General features: G+C 38.4%; 22 protein-coding genes and 1 pseudogene. 17 read left to right on the forward strand and 6 right to left on the reverse strand.

Annotation, left to right across the window (positions count from 1 at the left end; genetic code table 11):
* Positions 1 to 3: 3 nt before the first annotated feature.
* The 6 genes and pseudogenes from dnaB to ACZ5XR_RS11095 all read left to right on the forward strand — a co-directional run bounded on the left by dnaB (position 4) and on the right by ACZ5XR_RS11095 (position 8,318).
* Positions 4 to 1,326, forward strand: coding sequence for a replicative DNA helicase (gene dnaB / locus ACZ5XR_RS11070; RefSeq protein WP_464501709.1), 1,323 nt, complete (start codon positions 4 to 6; stop codon positions 1,324 to 1,326).
* Between the two features lie 100 nt (positions 1,327 to 1,426).
* A pseudogene (locus tag ACZ5XR_RS11075) lies at positions 1,427 to 1,795 on the forward strand (thermonuclease family protein); the annotation flags it as partial.
* Between the two features lie 150 nt (positions 1,796 to 1,945).
* A complete protein-coding gene (locus tag ACZ5XR_RS11080) occupies positions 1,946 to 2,788 on the forward strand; it encodes a TnsA endonuclease N-terminal domain-containing protein (protein ID WP_464501710.1) in 843 nt (280 codons plus the stop codon).
* On the forward strand, positions 2,785 to 4,971 hold the full coding sequence (locus ACZ5XR_RS11085; RefSeq protein WP_464501711.1) for a Mu transposase C-terminal domain-containing protein: 2,187 nt from the start codon (positions 2,785 to 2,787) through the stop codon (positions 4,969 to 4,971). Before ACZ5XR_RS11080 ends, ACZ5XR_RS11085 begins: the two co-directional genes overlap by 4 nt.
* Positions 4,968 to 6,620: an ATP-binding protein gene (locus ACZ5XR_RS11090; RefSeq protein ID WP_464501712.1), complete on the forward strand. Its 1,653-nt coding sequence runs from the start codon at positions 4,968 to 4,970 to the stop codon at positions 6,618 to 6,620. The genes ACZ5XR_RS11085 and ACZ5XR_RS11090 overlap by 4 nt, the downstream gene beginning before the upstream one ends.
* 12 nt (positions 6,621 to 6,632) lie before the next feature.
* On the forward strand, positions 6,633 to 8,318 hold the full coding sequence (locus tag ACZ5XR_RS11095; RefSeq protein WP_464501713.1) for a TnsD family Tn7-like transposition protein: 1,686 nt from the start codon (positions 6,633 to 6,635) through the stop codon (positions 8,316 to 8,318).
* 155 nt (positions 8,319 to 8,473) lie between these two features.
* On the opposite strand, the gene ACZ5XR_RS11100 is transcribed toward ACZ5XR_RS11095, so the two are convergent.
* Positions 8,474 to 9,055: an imm11 family protein gene (locus tag ACZ5XR_RS11100; RefSeq protein WP_464501714.1), complete on the reverse strand. Its 582-nt coding sequence runs from the start codon at positions 9,053 to 9,055 to the stop codon at positions 8,474 to 8,476.
* Positions 9,056 to 9,167: 112 nt separating this feature from the next.
* Positions 9,168 to 9,737, reverse strand: coding sequence for a hypothetical protein (locus ACZ5XR_RS11105; RefSeq protein ID WP_464501715.1), 570 nt, complete (start codon positions 9,735 to 9,737; stop codon positions 9,168 to 9,170).
* 358 nt (positions 9,738 to 10,095) lie between these two features.
* Between ACZ5XR_RS11105 and ACZ5XR_RS11110 the strand changes: the two genes are divergently transcribed.
* The 3 genes from ACZ5XR_RS11110 (at position 10,096) to ACZ5XR_RS11120 (ending at position 12,929) form a co-directional block, all read left to right on the forward strand.
* The gene (locus ACZ5XR_RS11110) at positions 10,096 to 11,781 is read left to right on the forward strand and encodes a TnsD family Tn7-like transposition protein (protein WP_464501716.1); all 1,686 of its coding nucleotides are present in this window, start codon (positions 10,096 to 10,098) and stop codon (positions 11,779 to 11,781) included.
* A gap of 229 nt (positions 11,782 to 12,010) precedes the next feature.
* The gene (locus tag ACZ5XR_RS11115) at positions 12,011 to 12,361 is read left to right on the forward strand and encodes a hypothetical protein (RefSeq protein WP_464501717.1); all 351 of its coding nucleotides are present in this window, start codon (positions 12,011 to 12,013) and stop codon (positions 12,359 to 12,361) included.
* A 379-nt stretch (positions 12,362 to 12,740) separates the two neighbouring features.
* Entirely contained in the window at positions 12,741 to 12,929 is a 189-nt protein-coding gene (locus tag ACZ5XR_RS11120; protein WP_464501718.1) for a hypothetical protein, read from the forward strand.
* 203 nt (positions 12,930 to 13,132) lie between these two features.
* On the opposite strand, the gene ACZ5XR_RS11125 is transcribed toward ACZ5XR_RS11120, so the two are convergent.
* Positions 13,133 to 13,435: a hypothetical protein gene (locus tag ACZ5XR_RS11125; RefSeq protein ID WP_464501719.1), complete on the reverse strand. Its 303-nt coding sequence runs from the start codon at positions 13,433 to 13,435 to the stop codon at positions 13,133 to 13,135.
* 482 nt (positions 13,436 to 13,917) lie between these two features.
* Here ACZ5XR_RS11125 and ACZ5XR_RS11130 point away from each other — a divergent pair, with 482 nt between their 5' ends.
* The 3 genes from ACZ5XR_RS11130 (at position 13,918) to ACZ5XR_RS11140 (ending at position 15,035) form a co-directional block, all read left to right on the forward strand.
* Positions 13,918 to 14,358 (forward strand): hypothetical protein, encoded by a 441-nt coding sequence (locus tag ACZ5XR_RS11130; protein ID WP_464501720.1) that lies wholly within the window; start codon positions 13,918 to 13,920, stop codon positions 14,356 to 14,358.
* A 298-nt stretch (positions 14,359 to 14,656) separates the two neighbouring features.
* Positions 14,657 to 14,830 carry a hypothetical protein gene (locus ACZ5XR_RS11135; RefSeq protein WP_464501721.1) on the forward strand — a complete coding sequence of 58 codons (174 nt, stop codon included), beginning with the start codon at positions 14,657 to 14,659 and terminating at the stop codon, positions 14,828 to 14,830.
* Positions 14,778 to 15,035, forward strand: a complete 258-nt coding sequence (locus ACZ5XR_RS11140) for a hypothetical protein (protein ID WP_464501722.1) — start codon at positions 14,778 to 14,780, stop codon at positions 15,033 to 15,035. Before ACZ5XR_RS11135 ends, ACZ5XR_RS11140 begins: the two co-directional genes overlap by 53 nt.
* Positions 15,036 to 15,292: 257 nt before the next feature.
* Here ACZ5XR_RS11140 and ACZ5XR_RS11145 read toward each other — a convergent pair whose 3' ends face one another.
* A complete protein-coding gene (locus ACZ5XR_RS11145; protein ID WP_464501723.1) occupies positions 15,293 to 15,808 on the reverse strand; it encodes a hypothetical protein in 516 nt (171 codons plus the stop codon).
* A 782-nt stretch (positions 15,809 to 16,590) separates the two neighbouring features.
* On the opposite strand from ACZ5XR_RS11145, the gene ACZ5XR_RS11150 reads away from it, so the two are divergent.
* The 3 genes from ACZ5XR_RS11150 to ACZ5XR_RS11160 all read left to right on the forward strand — a co-directional run bounded on the left by ACZ5XR_RS11150 (position 16,591) and on the right by ACZ5XR_RS11160 (position 17,693).
* Complete coding sequence (locus ACZ5XR_RS11150; protein ID WP_464501724.1) at positions 16,591 to 16,758, forward strand: DUF4926 domain-containing protein; 168 nt, start codon at positions 16,591 to 16,593, stop codon at positions 16,756 to 16,758.
* 123 nt (positions 16,759 to 16,881) lie between these two features.
* On the forward strand, positions 16,882 to 17,124 hold the full coding sequence (locus tag ACZ5XR_RS11155; protein ID WP_464501725.1) for a hypothetical protein: 243 nt from the start codon (positions 16,882 to 16,884) through the stop codon (positions 17,122 to 17,124).
* 200 nt (positions 17,125 to 17,324) lie between these two features.
* Positions 17,325 to 17,693 carry a tetratricopeptide repeat protein gene (locus ACZ5XR_RS11160; protein ID WP_464501726.1) on the forward strand — a complete coding sequence of 123 codons (369 nt, stop codon included), beginning with the start codon at positions 17,325 to 17,327 and terminating at the stop codon, positions 17,691 to 17,693.
* Positions 17,694 to 17,817: 124 nt separating this feature from the next.
* Here the strand turns inward: ACZ5XR_RS11160 and ACZ5XR_RS11165 are convergent, their stop codons facing one another.
* Together ACZ5XR_RS11165 and ACZ5XR_RS11170 are read right to left on the reverse strand one after the other, a co-directional pair.
* Positions 17,818 to 17,982, reverse strand: a complete 165-nt coding sequence (locus ACZ5XR_RS11165; protein ID WP_464501727.1) for a hypothetical protein — start codon at positions 17,980 to 17,982, stop codon at positions 17,818 to 17,820.
* Entirely contained in the window at positions 17,954 to 18,211 is a 258-nt protein-coding gene (locus ACZ5XR_RS11170) for a DUF3888 domain-containing protein (protein ID WP_464501728.1), read from the reverse strand. The genes ACZ5XR_RS11165 and ACZ5XR_RS11170 overlap by 29 nt, the downstream gene beginning before the upstream one ends.
* Before the next feature lie 245 nt (positions 18,212 to 18,456).
* Between ACZ5XR_RS11170 and ACZ5XR_RS11175 the strand changes: the two genes are divergently transcribed.
* Entirely contained in the window at positions 18,457 to 18,588 is a 132-nt protein-coding gene (locus ACZ5XR_RS11175; protein ID WP_464501729.1) for a hypothetical protein, read from the forward strand.
* Positions 18,581 to 19,015, forward strand: a complete 435-nt coding sequence (locus tag ACZ5XR_RS11180) for a hypothetical protein (RefSeq protein WP_464501730.1) — start codon at positions 18,581 to 18,583, stop codon at positions 19,013 to 19,015. Before ACZ5XR_RS11175 ends, ACZ5XR_RS11180 begins: the two co-directional genes overlap by 8 nt.
* Positions 19,016 to 19,129 lie beyond the last annotated feature (114 nt).

Genomic DNA, 19,129 nt, shown 5'->3' on the forward strand with positions numbered 1-19,129 from the left:
AGCATGGAGGAGCTTGGCCCATTTAATAAGGAGGCCGAAGAAGTACTGATCGGCTCGTTCTTTCTTGAGGGAGGATTGGTTAAGGAGTGTACCATTAAGCCGGAACAGATCTACTCTTGGCATTTACGGAAGCTTTATACCGCGATCCGCCGCCTTGACGAGAAAGGAATGCCTATCGACATCATCACGCTTATGGATGAAATCGGAATCGAAAATCTTAAGGAGTTGGGCGGAGTTAGTTATATTAGCCAATTGGCAGGCAATGTACCAACGACGGCCCATTTTTCTTTCTATGAAAAACTCGTCAAGGAGTACCACCAAAAAAGAAAAGCGATTGAGGTCGCTGGTAAAATCATGGAGAATGCCTACGAAGATGAAATCAGTAAAACATTAAGTAACGGAATCTTAGACCTGATGGCGATTGAGGACGAACAAACGGGTGAAGACCAAAGTGACATTCTAACATCCCTCGAGACTTTGTTCCACGATTGCGAAAAGGAACACAGTGAACTTGCCGGTATTCCTTCCGGCTTTACCAGCTTGGATCGAATGACAGGCGGTTTCCAGGAATCCGATTTGGTGATTATTGGTGCCAGGCCAGGTGTGGGGAAGACCGCCTTTGCTCTCAATATCGCCCTAAATGCGGCCAAACACGATATCAGCCTGATTTTTTCATTGGAAATGTCGAAAAAACAGCTTGTGAAACGGCTGGTAGGGTCAACAGGAAAAATTAATAGTTTGAAAATGAAGAATCCAAAAAAAGAATTTGAAGAGGAAGATTGGGAGCAGTTAACCAAAACAATCGGAAAGCTATCCAAGGTGAATTTACATATTTTTGACCGGGCCGGAATGGATGTCCCGTACATTTGGTCCAATGTTCGAAAACTAAGGAGAGAGTATGGTGAACCGTTTCGCATGCTCGTCGTTATTGACTACTTGCAGCTAATCGAGGGCAACATGAAAAACAAACAAAACCGTCAGGCGGAAATCAGTGAAATCAGCCGTGCCCTAAAAACGATGGCCCGGGAATTAAATGTGGTCGTCATTGCTCTATCTCAACTAAGCCGCGGGGTTGAAAGCCGACAGGACAAGCGTCCGATCCTCTCCGATTTGCGAGAAAGCGGACAAATCGAGCAGGATGCCGACATGATTGCCTTTTTGTATCGCGATGATTACTACACAAGAGATTGCAAGCAAAGGGATAGAGTGGAAGTGATTCTTGCCAAGCACCGAAACGGACCGACCGGAACGATTGAGCTCGGATTTAACAAGGAATATGGGAGTTTCCTAAGTTTGGAGTCGGAGGGAGTGGTAATGGATGCTTAAAAAAATCATAGGAGGAGCCATGATTACAGCGGCAGCCGCTTTAGCCCTGCCATTTTCACCAATCTATAAGCAAGATACAGATGCCATTCCATCCGTTCAGGTTCCGGCATCGCTCGTTGAAACGATTGATGGGGATACGATTAAAGTGAGAATAAACGGTCATGTAGAAACCGTTCGGTACTTACTTGTTGATACCCCTGAATCGAAAAAGCCAGGAATGTGTGTCCAGCCCTATGCAGAAGAAGCTTTTCATAGAAATGATGAGTTGGTGAAAGAGGGCCCTTTAACCTTGGAGTTTGAAGAGGGGAACACCAGGGATTCCTATGGCCGTCTATTAGCCTATGTGTTTGTCAATGGTGATTCGGTTCAAGAAAAGCTGCTGAAGGAAGGGTTCGCCCGGGTGGCCTACATAATGCGGCCAACTTATAAATATCTTAATCTATATCGGGAAGATGAATATTCGGCTAAATGTTGAGGACAAAAAAAGTTGTGACATAACAAAAAAAGTCGTGTCATAACAAAAAAAGTTGTGACACAACAAAAAAAGTCGTATCATAATCACTTTTCTGGCGCATATTAAAAGTAATAGCTTAATAGCCAAGGAGAGTGGTTTTTTCATATGGCAAAACACAGGTATGATTGGGATGAGAAAAAAATCCAAAAGTATTTAAAAGAAGGAAGAGGAAAAGGAGAACTTTCGGATTATAAGCCATGGCTCACCATTCATGATGTTTCTTCGAAAGGACGGGATACACAGGGAGTTGGCTGGAAAACCAATCGGATTCACCAATTCTTGTCTGATATGGAGAAAAACTACTGTTTTTATTTAGAGTGGGCGGACGATGTGGTCGATATACGTGAACAGTTTCCAATCAGTCGTGATGAAACGTTACGAATTGCAGAAAAGAAAGGGATTAAACATTCAATCGATCAAAAAAGTAAAACTCCACTTATGATGACCACAGACTTTCTTGTCACAATTGAACAAAATGGAATGAGGTCGGAAATCGCCAGAACTGTTAAACCGTCATCTGAACTTGAAAAGCCAAGAGTGATTGAAAAGTTTGAAATTGAACGTACATTCTGGCAAGAGCACGGAGTGAGCTGGGGGATTGTGACAGAGAAGGAATTGTCCAAAGCATTTGCATTTAATATGGCATGGATACATTCGGCATACTGGTTAAACGACTTTCATGTATTAAAAAACATCGATGTTCCTTTAGCCATACAAATGTTAAAAAATCAATTAAATGGAACGGATGAACCAGTTCAATTGATTTTAGATAAATGTGACCGCGAAATAGGGAACGGCTCCAGAATTTCTCTTCTGTTGTTTAGACATTTGATTGCAAAAAAAGAAGTTAGAATTAACATGGAAGAACGCTTTGATGTCATGAAGTCGGCAGCTGAAGTCATCATTAAAATCAAGGACGAGAATAAAAGGAATCGGCGAATAGGATGAATATTGCAATTAAAGACGTTATTGTTTTTAAAAGGGAAGATGGTGCCGAGGTTCCTGAAAGAATTTTATGGTTTGATGAAATCATCGCCTTTACTATTGACCTTTTTGATAAAAAAGCACTTCCACGTATGTGGAAGATGAAAGATTTAATGGAAGAACTGGAGAACAAAACAGCGATCAAATCAAGCCATGACCCTTTTTTTAGCGCGGTTGATGAGTCCAAACTTTCCTCTAAAAAAAAGGAGCTCCGCGAAAAAGCATGGGAACTCATAAGTAAAATTGCAGGACCGGATAAGGAGCCAGATATATATTTTGAACGTGGGCGAGGACAAATAATCAAAGAATTGCAAGATCAAAAAATTTCGCATACCTATGTTTATAAACAGCTTCGAAAATTTTGGCAAAGAGGAAAAGTAAAAAATGCTTTGTTGCCGGATTATCAAGACTCAGGAGGGAAGGGGAAATCCAAGACATTAGGTGAGAAAAAAATCGGCAGACCAAGAAAGGACAGACACGTTATTGGTGATGGAGTCAATGTAGATGAAGAAACACTGAAAATATTTCGAACGGCTATAAAGAAGTATGATTTGAATGAAAAAGAAATGCCGCTCACCACTGTTTATGAATTAATGATCAAGGACTTCTACACTGAGGACTATCAATTTGAAGGGAGGGAAAAGAAAATTATTTCGATTCCTTCCGAAGAAAGACCAACCATCCGCCAATTTAAATATTGGCTTCAGAAAGAAACTAACATCGTGGATCGTACGGTCAAAAGAAAAGGAAGAAGGAAATTTGATTTACAGCACCGTGCCGTTTTGGGTTCCTCGACCAAAGAAGTGTTTGGACCTGGTTCAAGGTTTCATATTGACGCCACAGTTGGTGACGTATACCTGGTTTCACGATTTAACAAAAATTGGATTATCGGTCGACCTGTCATTTATGCGGTAATTGATGTTTTCAGCCGTATGATCGCGGGAATTTATGTTGGACTTGAAGGACCTTCTTGGATTGGTATGATGATGGCGCTTTTGAATACAGGGAGTGATAAAGTAAAATTCTGCAAAGAATATGGAATCCATATTCAACCAGAAGAATGGGAATGTCAGCATCTCCCAGAAGTGCTATTAGGAGACCATGGTGAAGCAGAAAGTACCATGATTGATACATTAATGAACAATTTTCATGTCAAAGTGGAGCACCCCCCTGCATTCCGCGCAGATTGGAAGGGGATTGTGGAACAACATTTCCGTACGACGAACTTAAAGGTGAAACCATTCTTACCAGGATTTATCGATAAAGACTTCAGGGTGAGGGGGGGGAAGGATTACCGTTTGGATGCGAAATTAAACATCTATCAATTCACGCAAATCATTATCAAGTGTGCACTATATCATAACAATTACCACTGGCTAAAGCATTATGAACCAGACGTAACGATGATTAAAGCGGAAGTTCCGCTATATCCAAGAGAACTTTGGAATTGGGGAATGAAAAGACGTATGGGTGCACTTCGATGGTATCCTGAAGACATCTTGAAATTAAATTTAATGCCAACAGGTAAAGCAACAGTTACTTACAGGGGCATCAAATTCAAAAATATGTATTATGGTTGTGACTTAGCATTAAAGGAAATGTGGTTTGAAAAAGCGAGAAATGGAACTTGGAAGGTGGATATTTCCTATGATCCAAGAAACATGAACTTCATCTATATCCCAAGCGAGGATGGTATGAGTTTTGAACCATGTGATTTGCTTGAGTCACAAGACCGGTACCTCGACAAAACAAGCGATGAGATCGAATACCTTCTTGGACATGAAGAATTGGAAAAAAAGCTTGCAGCAGAAACCACTTCGCTTCAAGGAAAAATCGATTTAATCACGGAAATCGAAAATATTGTGAATGAAGCCGAGGCTGAATGGAAGGAAAGTCATGACCCTACCTTAAGCAAGCAGGAAAGAATTAATGGCATCCGACCAAACAGGGAAATTGATAAAATGGCAAATCAGAAAACTGAAGCGTTTGAATTGGGTAAAAAGGAATCCCAGCCTGAGGAAAACAGTAGCAAGCCAAAGGTCGTTCCAATAAGGGAAGAGCTGGATGAGGATGACGAATTTCTAGATGACATTGACTTGCTGCTTAAAAAGCAGGAGGAAAATTTCACAAAGGAGAGCGATAAATGAATAATGTAAAACACTATGATGCCATTTATATTGAACAAGTGATTCCGGACTATGTCGGCAACCCCTTAATTGAAGCACTGCCGCCGATTTACTCGCGAGCGGAAGCGATGGAAAAGCTGACCTACTACCCGGATTATAATCCGGGTGAAAGGGAATTAGAAGCCCATTATCGTTTGCATTGTATTCAGAGATTACTTAGATACTTTCAGCCGATTGAAAAGCATCTTGAAATAGAAGCGAAATTCTCAAGAACTGTTCGACAGGGTTATATTAGCCGAAACCCCTTTCGTCCAGAGTTCGCCATTGATTTAAAAGAAGGTCATGACATCATTAAAAATAATGAGTATTTGCTTGATCATAAAAGTACCGTAAGCAAAAGCGCTTCCGGACTCTCTATTATCGGTGTATCCGGAATCGGGAAAACGACGGCAATTAAACACACGTTACGCATGTATCCGCAAGTCATTGTTCATAAAAAATACAAGGGCAAACGGTTTCCGTTCCATCAAATCACCTATTTGCGGGTAGAATGCCCTCATGACGGGACATCAATAAAAGGGGTTTGTATCAAATTTTTTAACGCAGTCGATGAAATTATGGGATCCAATTACAGTAAAAAGTTTGGGGATACTCATAATTCCGAAAACAAGATGGTGGCTCAAATGGCACAAGTCGCAAGAAGTTATTGTATCGGCGCATTGATTATCGATGAAATACAGAATTTGACCACAGCAAAGGGAGTAAATTCCAATCGGATGATCAACTTTTTCGTCAGCCTGTATAACGAGGTGGGAATTCCCATCATTTTGATTGGAACGCCGACAGCACTTACCGTTCTCCAAACAAAGTTTCGTGAGGCAAGAAGGGGAACGGGTGATCAAGGAACGGTTGAATGGGACCGAATGAAAAAAGACAAACGATGGGAGCTTTTGTTAAAGGGCATGTTTCAATACAACTGGACCCGTAAAAACCTGGAATTCACCGAGGAGCTTAGCGACGTTCTTTATGATGAAAGTCAGGGGATTGTAGACATCGCTGTGAAACTTTTCGTGATGGCTCAAGTCAAAGCCATTACGTCCAAGAAAGAGCAAGTAACTGCAAGTTTAATCCGAAAAGTTGCCAAAACGGACCTTTCTCTCGTCCAACCGATGATTAAGGCACTGAGGTCAGGCTCTTATAAGAGGTTTGCCAAATATGAAGATCTACGACCGGTCAATATCCAAGCTTATATTGAAGAAGCGATTGCAAATGCCGAGATGGAAGAGCAGATGAGGCTCCATGAACAAGCAGATAAACAGATAGAAAAAGAACAAATAAGAAGTGTAACGGAAACATTGGTTCTAAGTCTGCTTGATTTGCAATTTATCAAACCGAGCTTAGCCAAATTTTGTGCAGGAGAAGCCGTCAAAAATTTAGGGTCCGATGCCGAACTATCCGATTTGAAGCGAGAAGCCGTCGCACTCGCATTGGCATCTAACCAGCAGCCGGAACAAAAAAAGAACCCTGCCGCAAAGAAAAAAGAAAAAGAATACAGCGCGGATGATATGCGCTTATTGGTGAAAAACGGGAAGGAATCGGGGCTAAACGCGTATGAATCGTTAAAAGGAGAAGCGATCATCTGTCATCCAGCTTTAGAATTCACCATGTAAAGGAAGATGCGTTTGCTTTTCAACTTTCCAACCCCCTATCCAGATGAATTGCTGTACAGCGTCATTGCCAGGTACCATATCCGTTCCGGTAACAAATCATTCGAACAAACGAAAAAAGAGGTTTTTGGCAACCAGGAAGCAAGAGCGGTACACGACCTGCCAACCCATATTCACGCCTTTGTTCAAAATCTTCCGCCCCAATGGGACATGACAGCGGATGATTGGATCCATCAACACACCATGTATCCTTATTATGCTCCGTTTCTACCAAAAGAAAGGGCGGAAAGACTTTTTCAGACCATGCTGGAATACCAGGAACAGCAGCATAATATTATCGGACATAACGGTCATTTCATTTTGCGCCCCGGTTTTCTTCGCTTTTGCCCGTTGTGTCACGAAGAAAACGAGGCAAAGTACGGTGAAACCTATTGGAAAAGGACCCACCAAGCGCCGGGTGTTTTCGTGTGTCCGAAACATCGCATTCCATTGCTCGACAGCACCGTTCACATCCAAGGAAAAAGCCGGGAGTTTATCGCCGCTGATCAAAAGAATTGTCCGGATCATTTCCAAGAACGATTCCCTGCCAAGATTCATGAAGTGTTAGTTCACTTGGCAGAACAAATTGATACATTCCTTCAACAACGGCTGGAACCAAAGCCCGATACATGGTTTGAAACGGCATATCTTTATTTGCTCAGCCAGCAAAAGTTGGTCAAAACCGATCATCGTTTGAACTTGTATGAACTAACGAAGAAGCTAAAAGCCTTTTATGGTGAGGATCTGTTGGAAACGTTAGAGTCAAACTTTGCCTACATTCCAAACAGTAATCATTACTGGCTTTCCGCCATGTTAAAAAAGACAATGAATTGCCATCACCCGGTCCGGCATTTGCTTCTCATTCATTTTTTAGGGTTTACACTCAAAAGGTTTTTGGATTTGGACATCCCAGAAGTGTTTAACCAGCCTTTCGGAAATGGACCGTGGATGTGTTTGAATCCGGTTTGTGAATTTTACCGGAAGCCCGTCATTCATGCGGTTCAGATAGGAAAATGCCAAACAACTGACCGACCACTCGGCGTATTTGAATGCACTTGCGGCTTTACGTACAACCGAAGAGGTCCCGATATCAGCGAATCGGATCACGATCAATACACACGGGTGATCGCCTATGGTCCAGTTTGGGAGAATGCGCTGAAGGAAAAGGTTCACCATCAAAACCTAAAACAGCTTTCTACCATGTTTGGCGTGTCTGCTGAGACCATTGACAAAAAATTGGCGGAATTCGGCATGAACAGGGGGAAAAAACAAAGCTATATTAATAGGAAGAAACCGGTCAAAGTCTCGGATTGGAAAAAGAAAGATTCCGAACTTCTTGAAAAAGCAATGGAAGCGGCATGCCGCCAGTTTATGTTCAGCGATACCCGACCGGTGAAACTTTCGCTTTCCACCCTCGGTGATTTGATTGGAGAACGGCATCATTTGCTAAATAATTTAAATCGGCTGCCGAAAACGAAAGAGTATACCTTGGTATTGAAGGATAATACAATAAGTTATCAACTGAAATGCCTTCACTGGGCGGTTCATTATTTAACCTCACATGGTCATGTGCTGACAAGGACGGCAATAAGGTCCTTGTCAAAGTGCGCTGATTTCAGCGAGGAAATGAAAAAGGAGATGGAACAACTACTTGACCATTGAATGAAAACGGTCGTTAATGGTGCTACAAAAGAAGTATGTTGATTTTTTGAATAAAAAAGACAGTCAGAATAAATCTGGCTGTCTTCAAAAAATTTAATTTTCTGTTGTTCAACTAACGCTACCTGTTAGTTGAAGAAGGTACTCGTATATAGTTTTCATACTACACGGACTTGGAGAAAATCAAATCCATTGATTTTTTTTGCTTTAAATGCTTTTTTAACATCTTCTGATACAAAGACTGAGAACTTACTTTCCTTTAAACGAAAGATATGTAAATTCTTTATAGGATCTTTATTTAAGCCATACTTTATTACGTTTAATATTTTTTTATCATCTAAATTAAAATAACTATAAACAGATGAATCTAGGTTAAGAGCTTCAACTTGTCCAATTATATTGATTACACTGTAGCCTTTTATTTCACTCTTATCAGCTAGGCTTTTTATTTTTATAGGTAAGTATTGAACATTATTAACATCCATTTCGTCTAAAATCTTTCTGCAACGATTAGAAACTATTAACCAGCCTATGTCTGTTGCCAAGTAGTCGTTTGGAATGCTACCTTCTAATGGATTATAATAAAACGTTAAATCCCCACACCACTCATCAAATAATTTACCGTCGTAAATGGCATATTCATCTATGCCATACTTCTCAGGGAAACCTTCTTCTACATAACACACCATATCTTCTTTTTTAGTTCCATTATAATCCATCATTAATTTATAATACTTCATTAGAATTCCACCACCAAACATACTCTTGTATTTCTTAATAAAACTAAACTCTTCGTTTTAGAACAAAGAAAAGAGCCGCACCAGCAGTCCCATCTTTCACTAAAGCACCTAATTAATTGAACAAACACGTTACTTTTTCATCAGTCTTTTTGGAGAAATTATATAAATCCCCATCATCAAAACCTGTTGCAAATACAACTTCTTTAGGGAATCTTGAAGGGTAAGAAAGCAAATATGTATTTGCAAAAGTGATGGTTGATGAAATCGTTAGAAATAATCCTAAATAAAACTTATCTGCCCAAAAATCATACAAATCATTATATAGGGTTATATTTGGGTATCTACCTTCAGGGAAATAATCATTATTACTTGCCCAATCCTCATCATCAACTTCCCATTCCGATGAACCTGTAATATAAAGTTGAATACCTTCTTCACTTTCAAAAAGACCAAAATTAAAGGCAAGAATATCATCTTGTACTTTCTCTTGTTCAAATAATTCGTTAAGCCAATCCTCAAATTGTTTATAGCTATCAGTTAATTGGTTTCTATAATCATTTAAATCTGCTGTATTATCAATACTTTTTGCATACTTTTCAATTATGTTATACCCGTTATTTAAAGTTGGCATTTCTTTAATTAACGATTGTAACAGTTCATCTACTTTTTCAATATCCGACATATCGCACCCACTTGTCCTTATAATGTTTTAACTATGTTTCTTTGATTCTACAAAATATAACGTTTTTCCTTCTTCAGCTAAACTGCCCACTTAGTTGAAGAACATCGTTACACAATCTTATCTTTATTTTACCATGGATAACTTGTTTGTAGGATTTTTCATTATCCTGCGCGGGTCAGGTCGAGGAAGCTGCTTTGCCTGGGCAGCCATCAAGTGGAATAGGGCGTTTTTTATTTGAAAAATAAGACTGATTCACCATTAGGCGGAATAAATTTGTATGGAATTTAATAAATGACAAAAAACAGCATATGAGAAAGCACAATGAAAATGGTAATCTTCGATGGAAAGGAGAAAGAAGATGCTGTTTAATTTTCCTGCCCCTTATCCGGACGAGCTGTTATACAGTGTCATCGCCCGGTACCATGTTCGTTCTGGTAACAAATCATTTTTCCAAACCGCAGCTGATGTTTTTAATAATGGAGAAACACATATCTCTTATGACCTGCCAACGAATATGAATATCTTCATCGACAATCTTCCACCACAATGGGACATGACAGCAGATGATTGGATTTACCATCATACACTGTACCCTTTTTATGCTCCGTTTACGCCGATTGAAAGAGCAAAAAGGCTGTATCATACGATGTTGGAATACAAGGAAAGTCAACATGCTTTGGTTAGTGCAACAAATGGTTTTATATTATTACCCAAATTCCTACGTTATTGCCCTTTGTGCAAGGAAGAAAGCATGAATCAAAACGGAGAAACCTACTGGAAAAGGACCCATCAAGCGCCTGGAGTATTGGTTTGCCCTTGGCACCATATTAAATTATTGGACAGCACCATCTCGACGGAAGGAAGAAGCCGGCACCTTTTTCATGCCGATGAAGAAAATTGTCCATCACATGCACAAGAACGTTTTCCGGAGGACATCCACCCCTTGATGGTTAAACTTGCTAAACAAATTGAAAGGATCATTCGATCCAAATTAGAACCAAAGCCAAAAGAATGGTTTGAGACGGCATATTTTTATTTGCTTAGCGAAAAAAATTTGGTCACCTTAAATAACCAGGTGAATTTGAGTGAACTATCGAAACGGATGAATCATTTTTACTCAAACGAAGTGTTGGGTCTTTTAGAATGCGAAATCCATTACCGGGCGAAAAAATCCTTTTGGTTATCTCATCTATTAAAGAAATCATTGAGTGGGAATCATCCAGTCCGACATTTGCTCCTCATTCATTTTTTAGGATATTCATTTGAAAGGTTTTTAACTGTTGAAATCCCCGAACAGTTTAATCAACCGTTTGGTGACGGACCGTGGTTATGCTTTAATCCGGTTTGCGAGTTTTATCAGCAGGCTGTCATTCAAGAGTTTCGGAAAGTTCAAAACGCAGCTAGAAGTAGAATTTATGGTCAATTTGAATGTACGTGTGGTTTTATTTACAATCGAAGGGGTCCCGATGTATCTGAAGCGGATCGCTTTCGATATACAAGTATCATCGCATACGGGCATGTGTGGGAAAATGAATTAAAAGAGAAGGCTAAACATATGAGTCTAACCCGACTTTCCGAGAAATTTGGCGTATCACCTACCTTTATTAAAAAAAAGTTAAATGAATTCGGATTAACCTGGACGAAGGGGCTTCAGCAAGGGCGTAAAAAGAAGCGTGTCATCGTGAAAGATTGGGAAAAGAAAGATGAAGAAATTTTGGAAAAAATAAAGAGGGTGGCGCTTGATCTTTCTACCTTCAGCGATACAAGACCCGTGAGGATCTATCGGGAAACCCTTTGTGATGCAATTGGAGAAAAACGTCTTTTTCGAAATCATTTACATCTGCTTCCGAAAACCAAAGAATATATTCAAACCTTGGTCGACGATAAAAGAAGTTACAATATTAAATGCGTCCGATGGGCAGCTCAATATTTAAAATCACACGGGCATGTTGTGACAAAAGCAGCTATAAGGTCATTATCGATGTGCAAGGATTATAGTGAGGAAATGCAACGTGAAATTGAATGGCTAATGGAAAAAGAATAGGAAACTCATTTTGAAGCGTCCTATTCTTATAGGATGCTTTTCTTATCTCGTATGTTTTCCCGTTTATTCGAGAAAACGAATTTCATCTAGATGATCACTGCAGGAGTGAAACAAAGGCTTCATGCCGCCGACCGGAGATAAAATCTTCAGCTTTTTTCCAAAAAGAAAAATAGGGGTGCTACAATGAAAATAGAGATGGAAAAAAGTGTAACAAAGGAGGGTGGGATAAATGAAGTACAGCGACTATTTAGCATTGAAGAAAATGGTATGGGAGGATGAAACAACGACGAATTATGTAGCTGAGTTTTTAAATGTTCCTCCTATTGTAGCCCGTTGCTTAGTCAAGGACTGGAAGGAACAACAAGAAAAGATGGAGGAATTGGAACGCTTGGTTGAAAGGGAACGTAATGCACAAGAATGGCTTGTTAATCGAATTGCAAAGGCAGAGAAGGAAATTGATTATTTTAAGGATGTTATTACTGACGCTGTATCCAGTGGTGAAGCACAAGGAGAAAACATGCTTTTAGAACCTTGGAATTCATTAAAAGATGTGGCTGATAAATTCACAAAGTCAAAATAAGTTGTTGCACCCTACGAACATATGACGTACTAAGGAGGATTGTGAAAATGAGGGAATATAAGCAAAAAGAAGTGGTAAAAAAGACATCAATGAAACCAACCACGATTTCTATTATGAAGTGTCTACATCGAAACACCATCGAACCTTAGGAGGATACGGAATGAACGAGATCATGGTTAAAATGAATCAAACGTTTTTTTATGATGGCTCGAAGTGTGAACACAAATCCTGTTAAGAAAGACGGCATTTTGGTTTGTTGCAGGAAATGCAAACACGTTGAAATGATTCAAGCTGAAAAATGGAGGTAGGAAAATGTTGTATTTTAGTTGAAGAAAGGGCACTTCTTGATGAATATAGCGACATAAAAGGAGGAATAGAAATGACATATGATTCTAAGGAAAAATTAGAAAGAAAAATCAATCGTATTAAAGAAAAAATTGAATCTTTAAAACAAGAACATGGTAATAAACCAAGCATTACTCATACTTATCATGGTGGATGGAGTTTAGGGTATTGGGAAGGTAGAATATCTGTACTGGAAGAGATTTTTGATGAATTAGAGAAATGAACAAATACGTACCTAAAGCGAAATAAAAAACAAAGCAGTTGATATGATCAGCTGCTTTTTCTATGGCTAACGGATTGTCAGACTAGTAACGAATTCGATTCCGAATGGGTGTAGTGCTCCTTTCGTCGCCGGGTTCACCGACCGCGTAACCGGATTGCCTAATTATTTTGATGGGTGAAAAAGAAATTTAAACTGCGAAAACGTCATACTGATTTATTCTTGTTTTGTTTATTTAATTGTTTCCAACCCTTAACCGAGAATGCACAACACAAAATAAAAAATAATAAAAATCCGAACCACTCTTTAAACTTTTCAGGGATGCGGTTAAGGAAAGGGACGGAAAAGTGGAAATGATTATTTAAATAATTCCCAATAAAATTCAGAATATAAAATAGTGTAGACAAGATTATAGCTTCAATGATAAATACTTTAAGCTTAAATTTACCTCTTCCTCTTGCAAAATGATTTATTAATGCCAAAGTAATACCAGCAACGAATATCTCCAAGCCAATCACTCCAAAAATATCGATAATAAGATAAATTCTTCAAGGGAAAGGAAATTCCTTCTTCCACTAAACTGCTCGTTTGTTTAAGAACAATCTTTCACAACCTCCTATCCATTTTAACACGGATTTTTAAATTTAGGATTTATCACTTCCTTGAGGCGAGGCTTAATGTCGCAGGTCGGGGCAGCCACCAGTTGTTAGACAGTACCATTGTTTTTCCCGGACCGGAGTATCCGGTGGGCGGCGCATTATCTACGGTCACATGGGAATTTAGTGACAATTGAGAATGGATACCTTTCCGAATATTTGGTATAATTAAAATAAGAACGAACATTCGGAAAGGTATTTCATGTTAGATCGATCCGTTATTCAAGTAACGGTTGCGGTGGCGGTCATAATTTATTGTTGAACTAATGCAGCAGGATAGTGCAATAAGGAACTCGAAATTATAATTAATTACAACTTATTAAAGGTGGTATTGAATGAAACTTCCTAACGGTGTAACTGGTTTTTATGAAAAGCCAAATCAACCTCCGAAAATTGATGAAAAACAATTTAAACAGTTATGTTTTAACATCATTAAAAATAATGGAGGAAAGGTTTTAGAATTTAAAGTACCACAAGATGCAACTAATTTTTTTGATGTAGAAGTTAATGTTTTTAACAAACATCTTCATATTCTGATGAATGCCCATTATCCGTTTTTAGCTTTTGCTTCGGAAGTAAATATCGGAGAAGTTATTTTTATAAATGAAGCCCAATTATATAAACAATTTAGTTCATTTTATTATGTTTTGGAAACTAAGGAACTGAACGAACCGATATCAACCGAACAAAATGAATTGAACAGTGCGGAATTGAAGCAAATAGCGTATTGGAAACCAGAAAGAATTGGAGATGTAATCTTTAATCAATGGGATTAGCTATGTCTCTTAATCAACAAACGGGGGCTTGAGCGAAGGAACGTTTTCCGGCAAGGATCGCTGCGGCGGTCATATTTTCTTGTTGAGAAAAGGCATTTCAATTTGAACAGCAGGTTTACAATTTTAAGAAGTACGAACAATTTTTCAAATTTTTGTTCAATTCGGGTTCGTAAAGAGCATAACCCTTATTTGTTCGAGTAATAAGGAACCTCATGGTGCGGGAAGAGGAAATCCTCCGTTCCGCTCACCATTTCTCATCGTTTGTAAATAATTTCCTTTATCTGAGGAAAAGCTATCGGTGAAAAGGAGGTGGATAGATGGATCAGCTGCCGGCGAAGCGGAACTTGATAAAACATCGGTTCAACCGAAAAAGGGCGTTTATGATAAAATAGAGATAAATACCTTTGGAGGTGACTCGATTGAAATGGGAAGAGGTGTGCCATGCGTTCCCGGAACAGTGGGTGTTGATTGAAGCTGTACAAGCTTATACGAATGAGAAAAGGGAACGTATTTTAGAAGAAGTGACTCCCTTAAAGAAATTTTCTACTTCTCCAGATGCCATGAAGGCTTATCAGGAACTACATCGTGGAAATCCTATTCGTGAACTATATGTTCTTCATACGAATCGTAGGAACCCGAATATTATGGAGAAAAAATGGGCAGGCGTGAGGCGATAGTGTACCGGCATTAAGCCTTTTTGAACCAAAAATCGAAATGAAAAACCAAAGCAGTTGATACGATCAACTGCTTTTTCTATTGCTAACGGATTGTCAAACTAGTAACGAATTCGGTTCCGAATGGGTGTAGTGCACCTTTCGTCACCGGGATCGCGGACCGCGTAACCGGATTGCCTAAATATTTTGATGGGTCTTTCTTCCACTATCGCACCCGTTAGCCTAAGTGTAGTAATTCACATTCACACACAATCATAGCGTTAACACGAAAATTGAATTTTTTCGATTTCTTTCCTCGTTTTTAAAAATGGGTTTAGATAAAGTAGGTGATTAAAGGAAAAAATAGGACCCTGAAATAGTTCTAATTCTCCTGTTTCGCTAACAAAATAAGATTTAATTTTAATTAATTTTTTCCCTTTATAAAAGGTGTGTACTTCGATTAAACCTCCCATAATCTTTGCAATAATCTTAATAAGGTCTTCAATTCTTTGTTCTTTGTCACCGTGTCCATCTAAATGAAAATGATAATTTGCAAAATCCACTATTGATTCGCTTTCACCGAAATCTATGGAAAGGCTAAACTTTCCATTTTCCTTGTGTGGTAAAAAGGCACTTATACACTCTTTACCCTTTTCTACTGTGAATTCGATTTTTGCATTTTCCTTATCAAGTAAACAAGGTTTCATATCCTCTAATAAAGCAAATAATTCTTTAATAAAAAGTTTACCAACATCTGTTGAAATATCCTCAATATCAATATTTCCAAAGTAGACCATTTCTTCACCTCTTAGCTAGGTGTACTTTATTAATAAATTCGGCAATCCTAGACTAAAATCCTTCTTAAGCTAACCTGTTATCGTTAGTTGAAGAAATCGTTTCACAATCTTATCTTTATTTTAACAAGGATTATTAAATGTAGGATAGTTCACTTCCCTAAGGCGAGGCATTATGGCGCAGGTCGGGGAGCTGTCATCATGTTACATGACAGCGGTATATACTGTATAGTGGTCGGTTTAATTTTCCTCTCCCTTATCCGGACGAGCTGTTATCATGTTCGTTCCGGCAACCCATGAAATCAAGTTGGTAGACAGCACCATTCCAATAGGCGGACCGAGCCGGACGTTTTTTTCGGCTGATCTGAAAAATTCGGCATCTTTCGAGAGTCCGTGATTACAGTGAAATCCTAATGGAAAAAGAATATTAAACTCATTTTGAAGCGTCCTATTCTTATAGGATGTTTTTCTTATCTATCGATATAGACAAGATCTATTGCGGCAGTTTATCATTAAATAGGAAACAAGATTTGTATATTTTCCCGTTTATTCGAGAAAACTAATTTCATATAGATAATACCTGCGGGAGTGAAGAGAAGAAACCAAACGATTTAGGAGAATCAACAGATGCAAAGCTAATGGATCGGGATGGATTGTACGATTTAATTCAAATGTAAACGGCGGACCGGACGATCCCTTGTTCAACTAACGAGTCAGTTTAGCTCAAGAAGGAGTCAGCCATCAAATTGTAGAAATATAGATAAGATGATGTCGACAAGGAGATTATGGTGATGTTCCAAGAAAATGATGTAATAAAGGCAAAGAGGAAACTATCTAATAATGTGGATGCTGGTACATTGGGTACAATATTAATAGCCTATAATACAATTGATTACGAAGTTGAATTTATAAGCATTGATGGGAATACATTAGACATTTTAACCGTCCATTAGGATGATATGGAGTCAATAAAGTAACGATTTGTTCAATTTTCAACCATAGCAGTAGCATCTTTTCTTATTCAAGTAACGGGTGCTTTAGCTTCACAACAATTGGCAACGAAGGGAAAAATTTTTATGGTAGTGTTTGGTGGGTTCATTCTCTTTTTAATAGGTATTGTTTCTTTTATATCACTATTGGTTTATGGTTATAAAGAATATAAGGCAGATGAGTCTAATACATCAAAAAAAGCGGTCTTTTTAGTTTTAGGTATACTTGATACCTTTTTCGGTACAGGTGGTGAATTAACAGGACTTGCTTTAATATTATCACTTGCAGCTATCCTTATTGGTCTTGTGATTATGGGTGTATTTCATTAATACATTAATGTGAAAGTTTGTGAAATATTGTTCTTAAAGTAACGGAGGCTTGAGTGTAAGGTCGTTTTCCGGCAAGGATCGCTGCGGCGGTCATATTTTTTGTTGAGCTAACGGTAGCAGTATAGTTCAAGAAGGTTATTGATGTGGTCAAAGAGAATATCCTATACAATCGGAACTTTTAGAAACGAGGAAATAAAAAAATGGATATGTATGAGGAGTCTTATTTACTTTACCAAAAAGGATTGGAGCACTTCGAAAAAGGCGAATATCAATTTTCATTAGACTGTTTTATGAAGTCTAATGAGCTGAATGAACATTCAAGAACAAATGCCAGAATTTATGAATGTCTTATCAAATTAGGTAGAACTGCTGATGCGAAGCCGTATATAGAGATAGCGTATAAGGAAAACCCTAACCACGATAAAGTAACATTGCAGTATGCAGAAACATTAATACTTGAAGGAAGAAACAGTGAAGCAAGCGATATTCTAGTAAAGTTACTTCAACGTAATTCAACCTACAATCCTGCAAAAAAGTTACTTGAACGATTAAATAATGGACTGTTTTAATCTAATTCTTGTTAAGTTAACTGGGTTTTCGTTAAACAAGGATTGCAGCGGCATCCCTCTTTTCTTATTCGACTAATGGGTGTAGTTTAGGTGAGGAATATAACCGAAGAAAAAAGCACCCTTTTTACAAAGGATGCCTGCATTTATCCATTTCATTTGGTTTTAACCTTCTGCTTTTGAAATGAATCGCTCGCCATGGTTTGTAACCGCCATTCGTAAACGTAATGGTCACTAAATCATTAGGAGGATTGTGCGCACCTTCAAATGTCGTTACTTGCCGTAACATCAAAGAAGAAGCTTCCTTGTTCCAGTTTCTTAATCCGGAGAATCTGTTGGCAGTAAAACTGCTTTGGTTCGCCGAAATGTTTCTCGATTTCTTTGTCAATTAAAGGAAATAGTAAATTCAGGATCAGGTCATCGCGTATGTAAATGTCATTGATGCTCGCTGTTTCAGCTTTGACCGGCGAATAGGATAAGAGAAAGAAGCAAGCAATCAAAATGGAAAGACTTTTTTTCATGAGGAACCTCGATCATCGTTTTCTCTTAGTTTACCCCAAAATTCAGGGCAAACCGGGAAAACTTTTTTTAATTAGGTGCGGTTGTGCCATCAATACATCGACGAATAAATCCGGAACGAGTGGTATTTTCAATTAAATTGTTGAATGAAATATTTTGGCTCTGCTAAAGAATAACGTTGATATTGGATACTTTTCCGAATTTTTGGTATAATTAAAATAAGAACGAACATTCGGGAAGGTATTTCATGTTAGATCGATCCGTTATTCAAGTAATGGTTGCGGCGGCGATCATTACTCTTGTTGTACTAACGAAGCAGGTTTATAAAAAAAAGAAATTATCAAAATTTGATGAGTATTGGAGAATGAATTATGTTTGAGAGCTATGAAGCATTGCCAGATTATATGGACGTTAATACTCTGAAAAGTACGTTTAAACAGTTCTTATATTTAGTTCATACATCTCCTAATTTAGACGTTATCGATGCACTCGAAGGGCTTCTTCAATTAGCAGAAAGACAATGGCATACTTACGAGAGATTAGAAGAACAACTTAGAAAGGAAATCGACAATTGGACTTTAAGCGTTTGGGATACAAGTGACATTAACGTTGTGGAACTTATTACGTGTATTGTTGGACCTTTAGGCTTAAAAGACACCTTTGATAAAATAACGGAATCCTTGAATCAAGAGCTTTCTCCTGACGCACGAAAAGAAATTGTACAATGTATAGCAGAAATTAAAGATGGAATTAATGACCCTTATATAAGTTTGAAAGATACCGGAAAAGAACCCAAATCTAATTAGCCATCTTGACCTATCGAGTGCTTGAGTGAAAAATCAATTTCTGGCAATGATCGCTGCGGCGGTCTTTATTCTTCTTGAAGTAACGAGCAGGTTTGTTCAAGAAGGCATTAGATT

The sequence above is a fragment of the Neobacillus sp. Fa239 genome, from assembly GCF_055395235.1.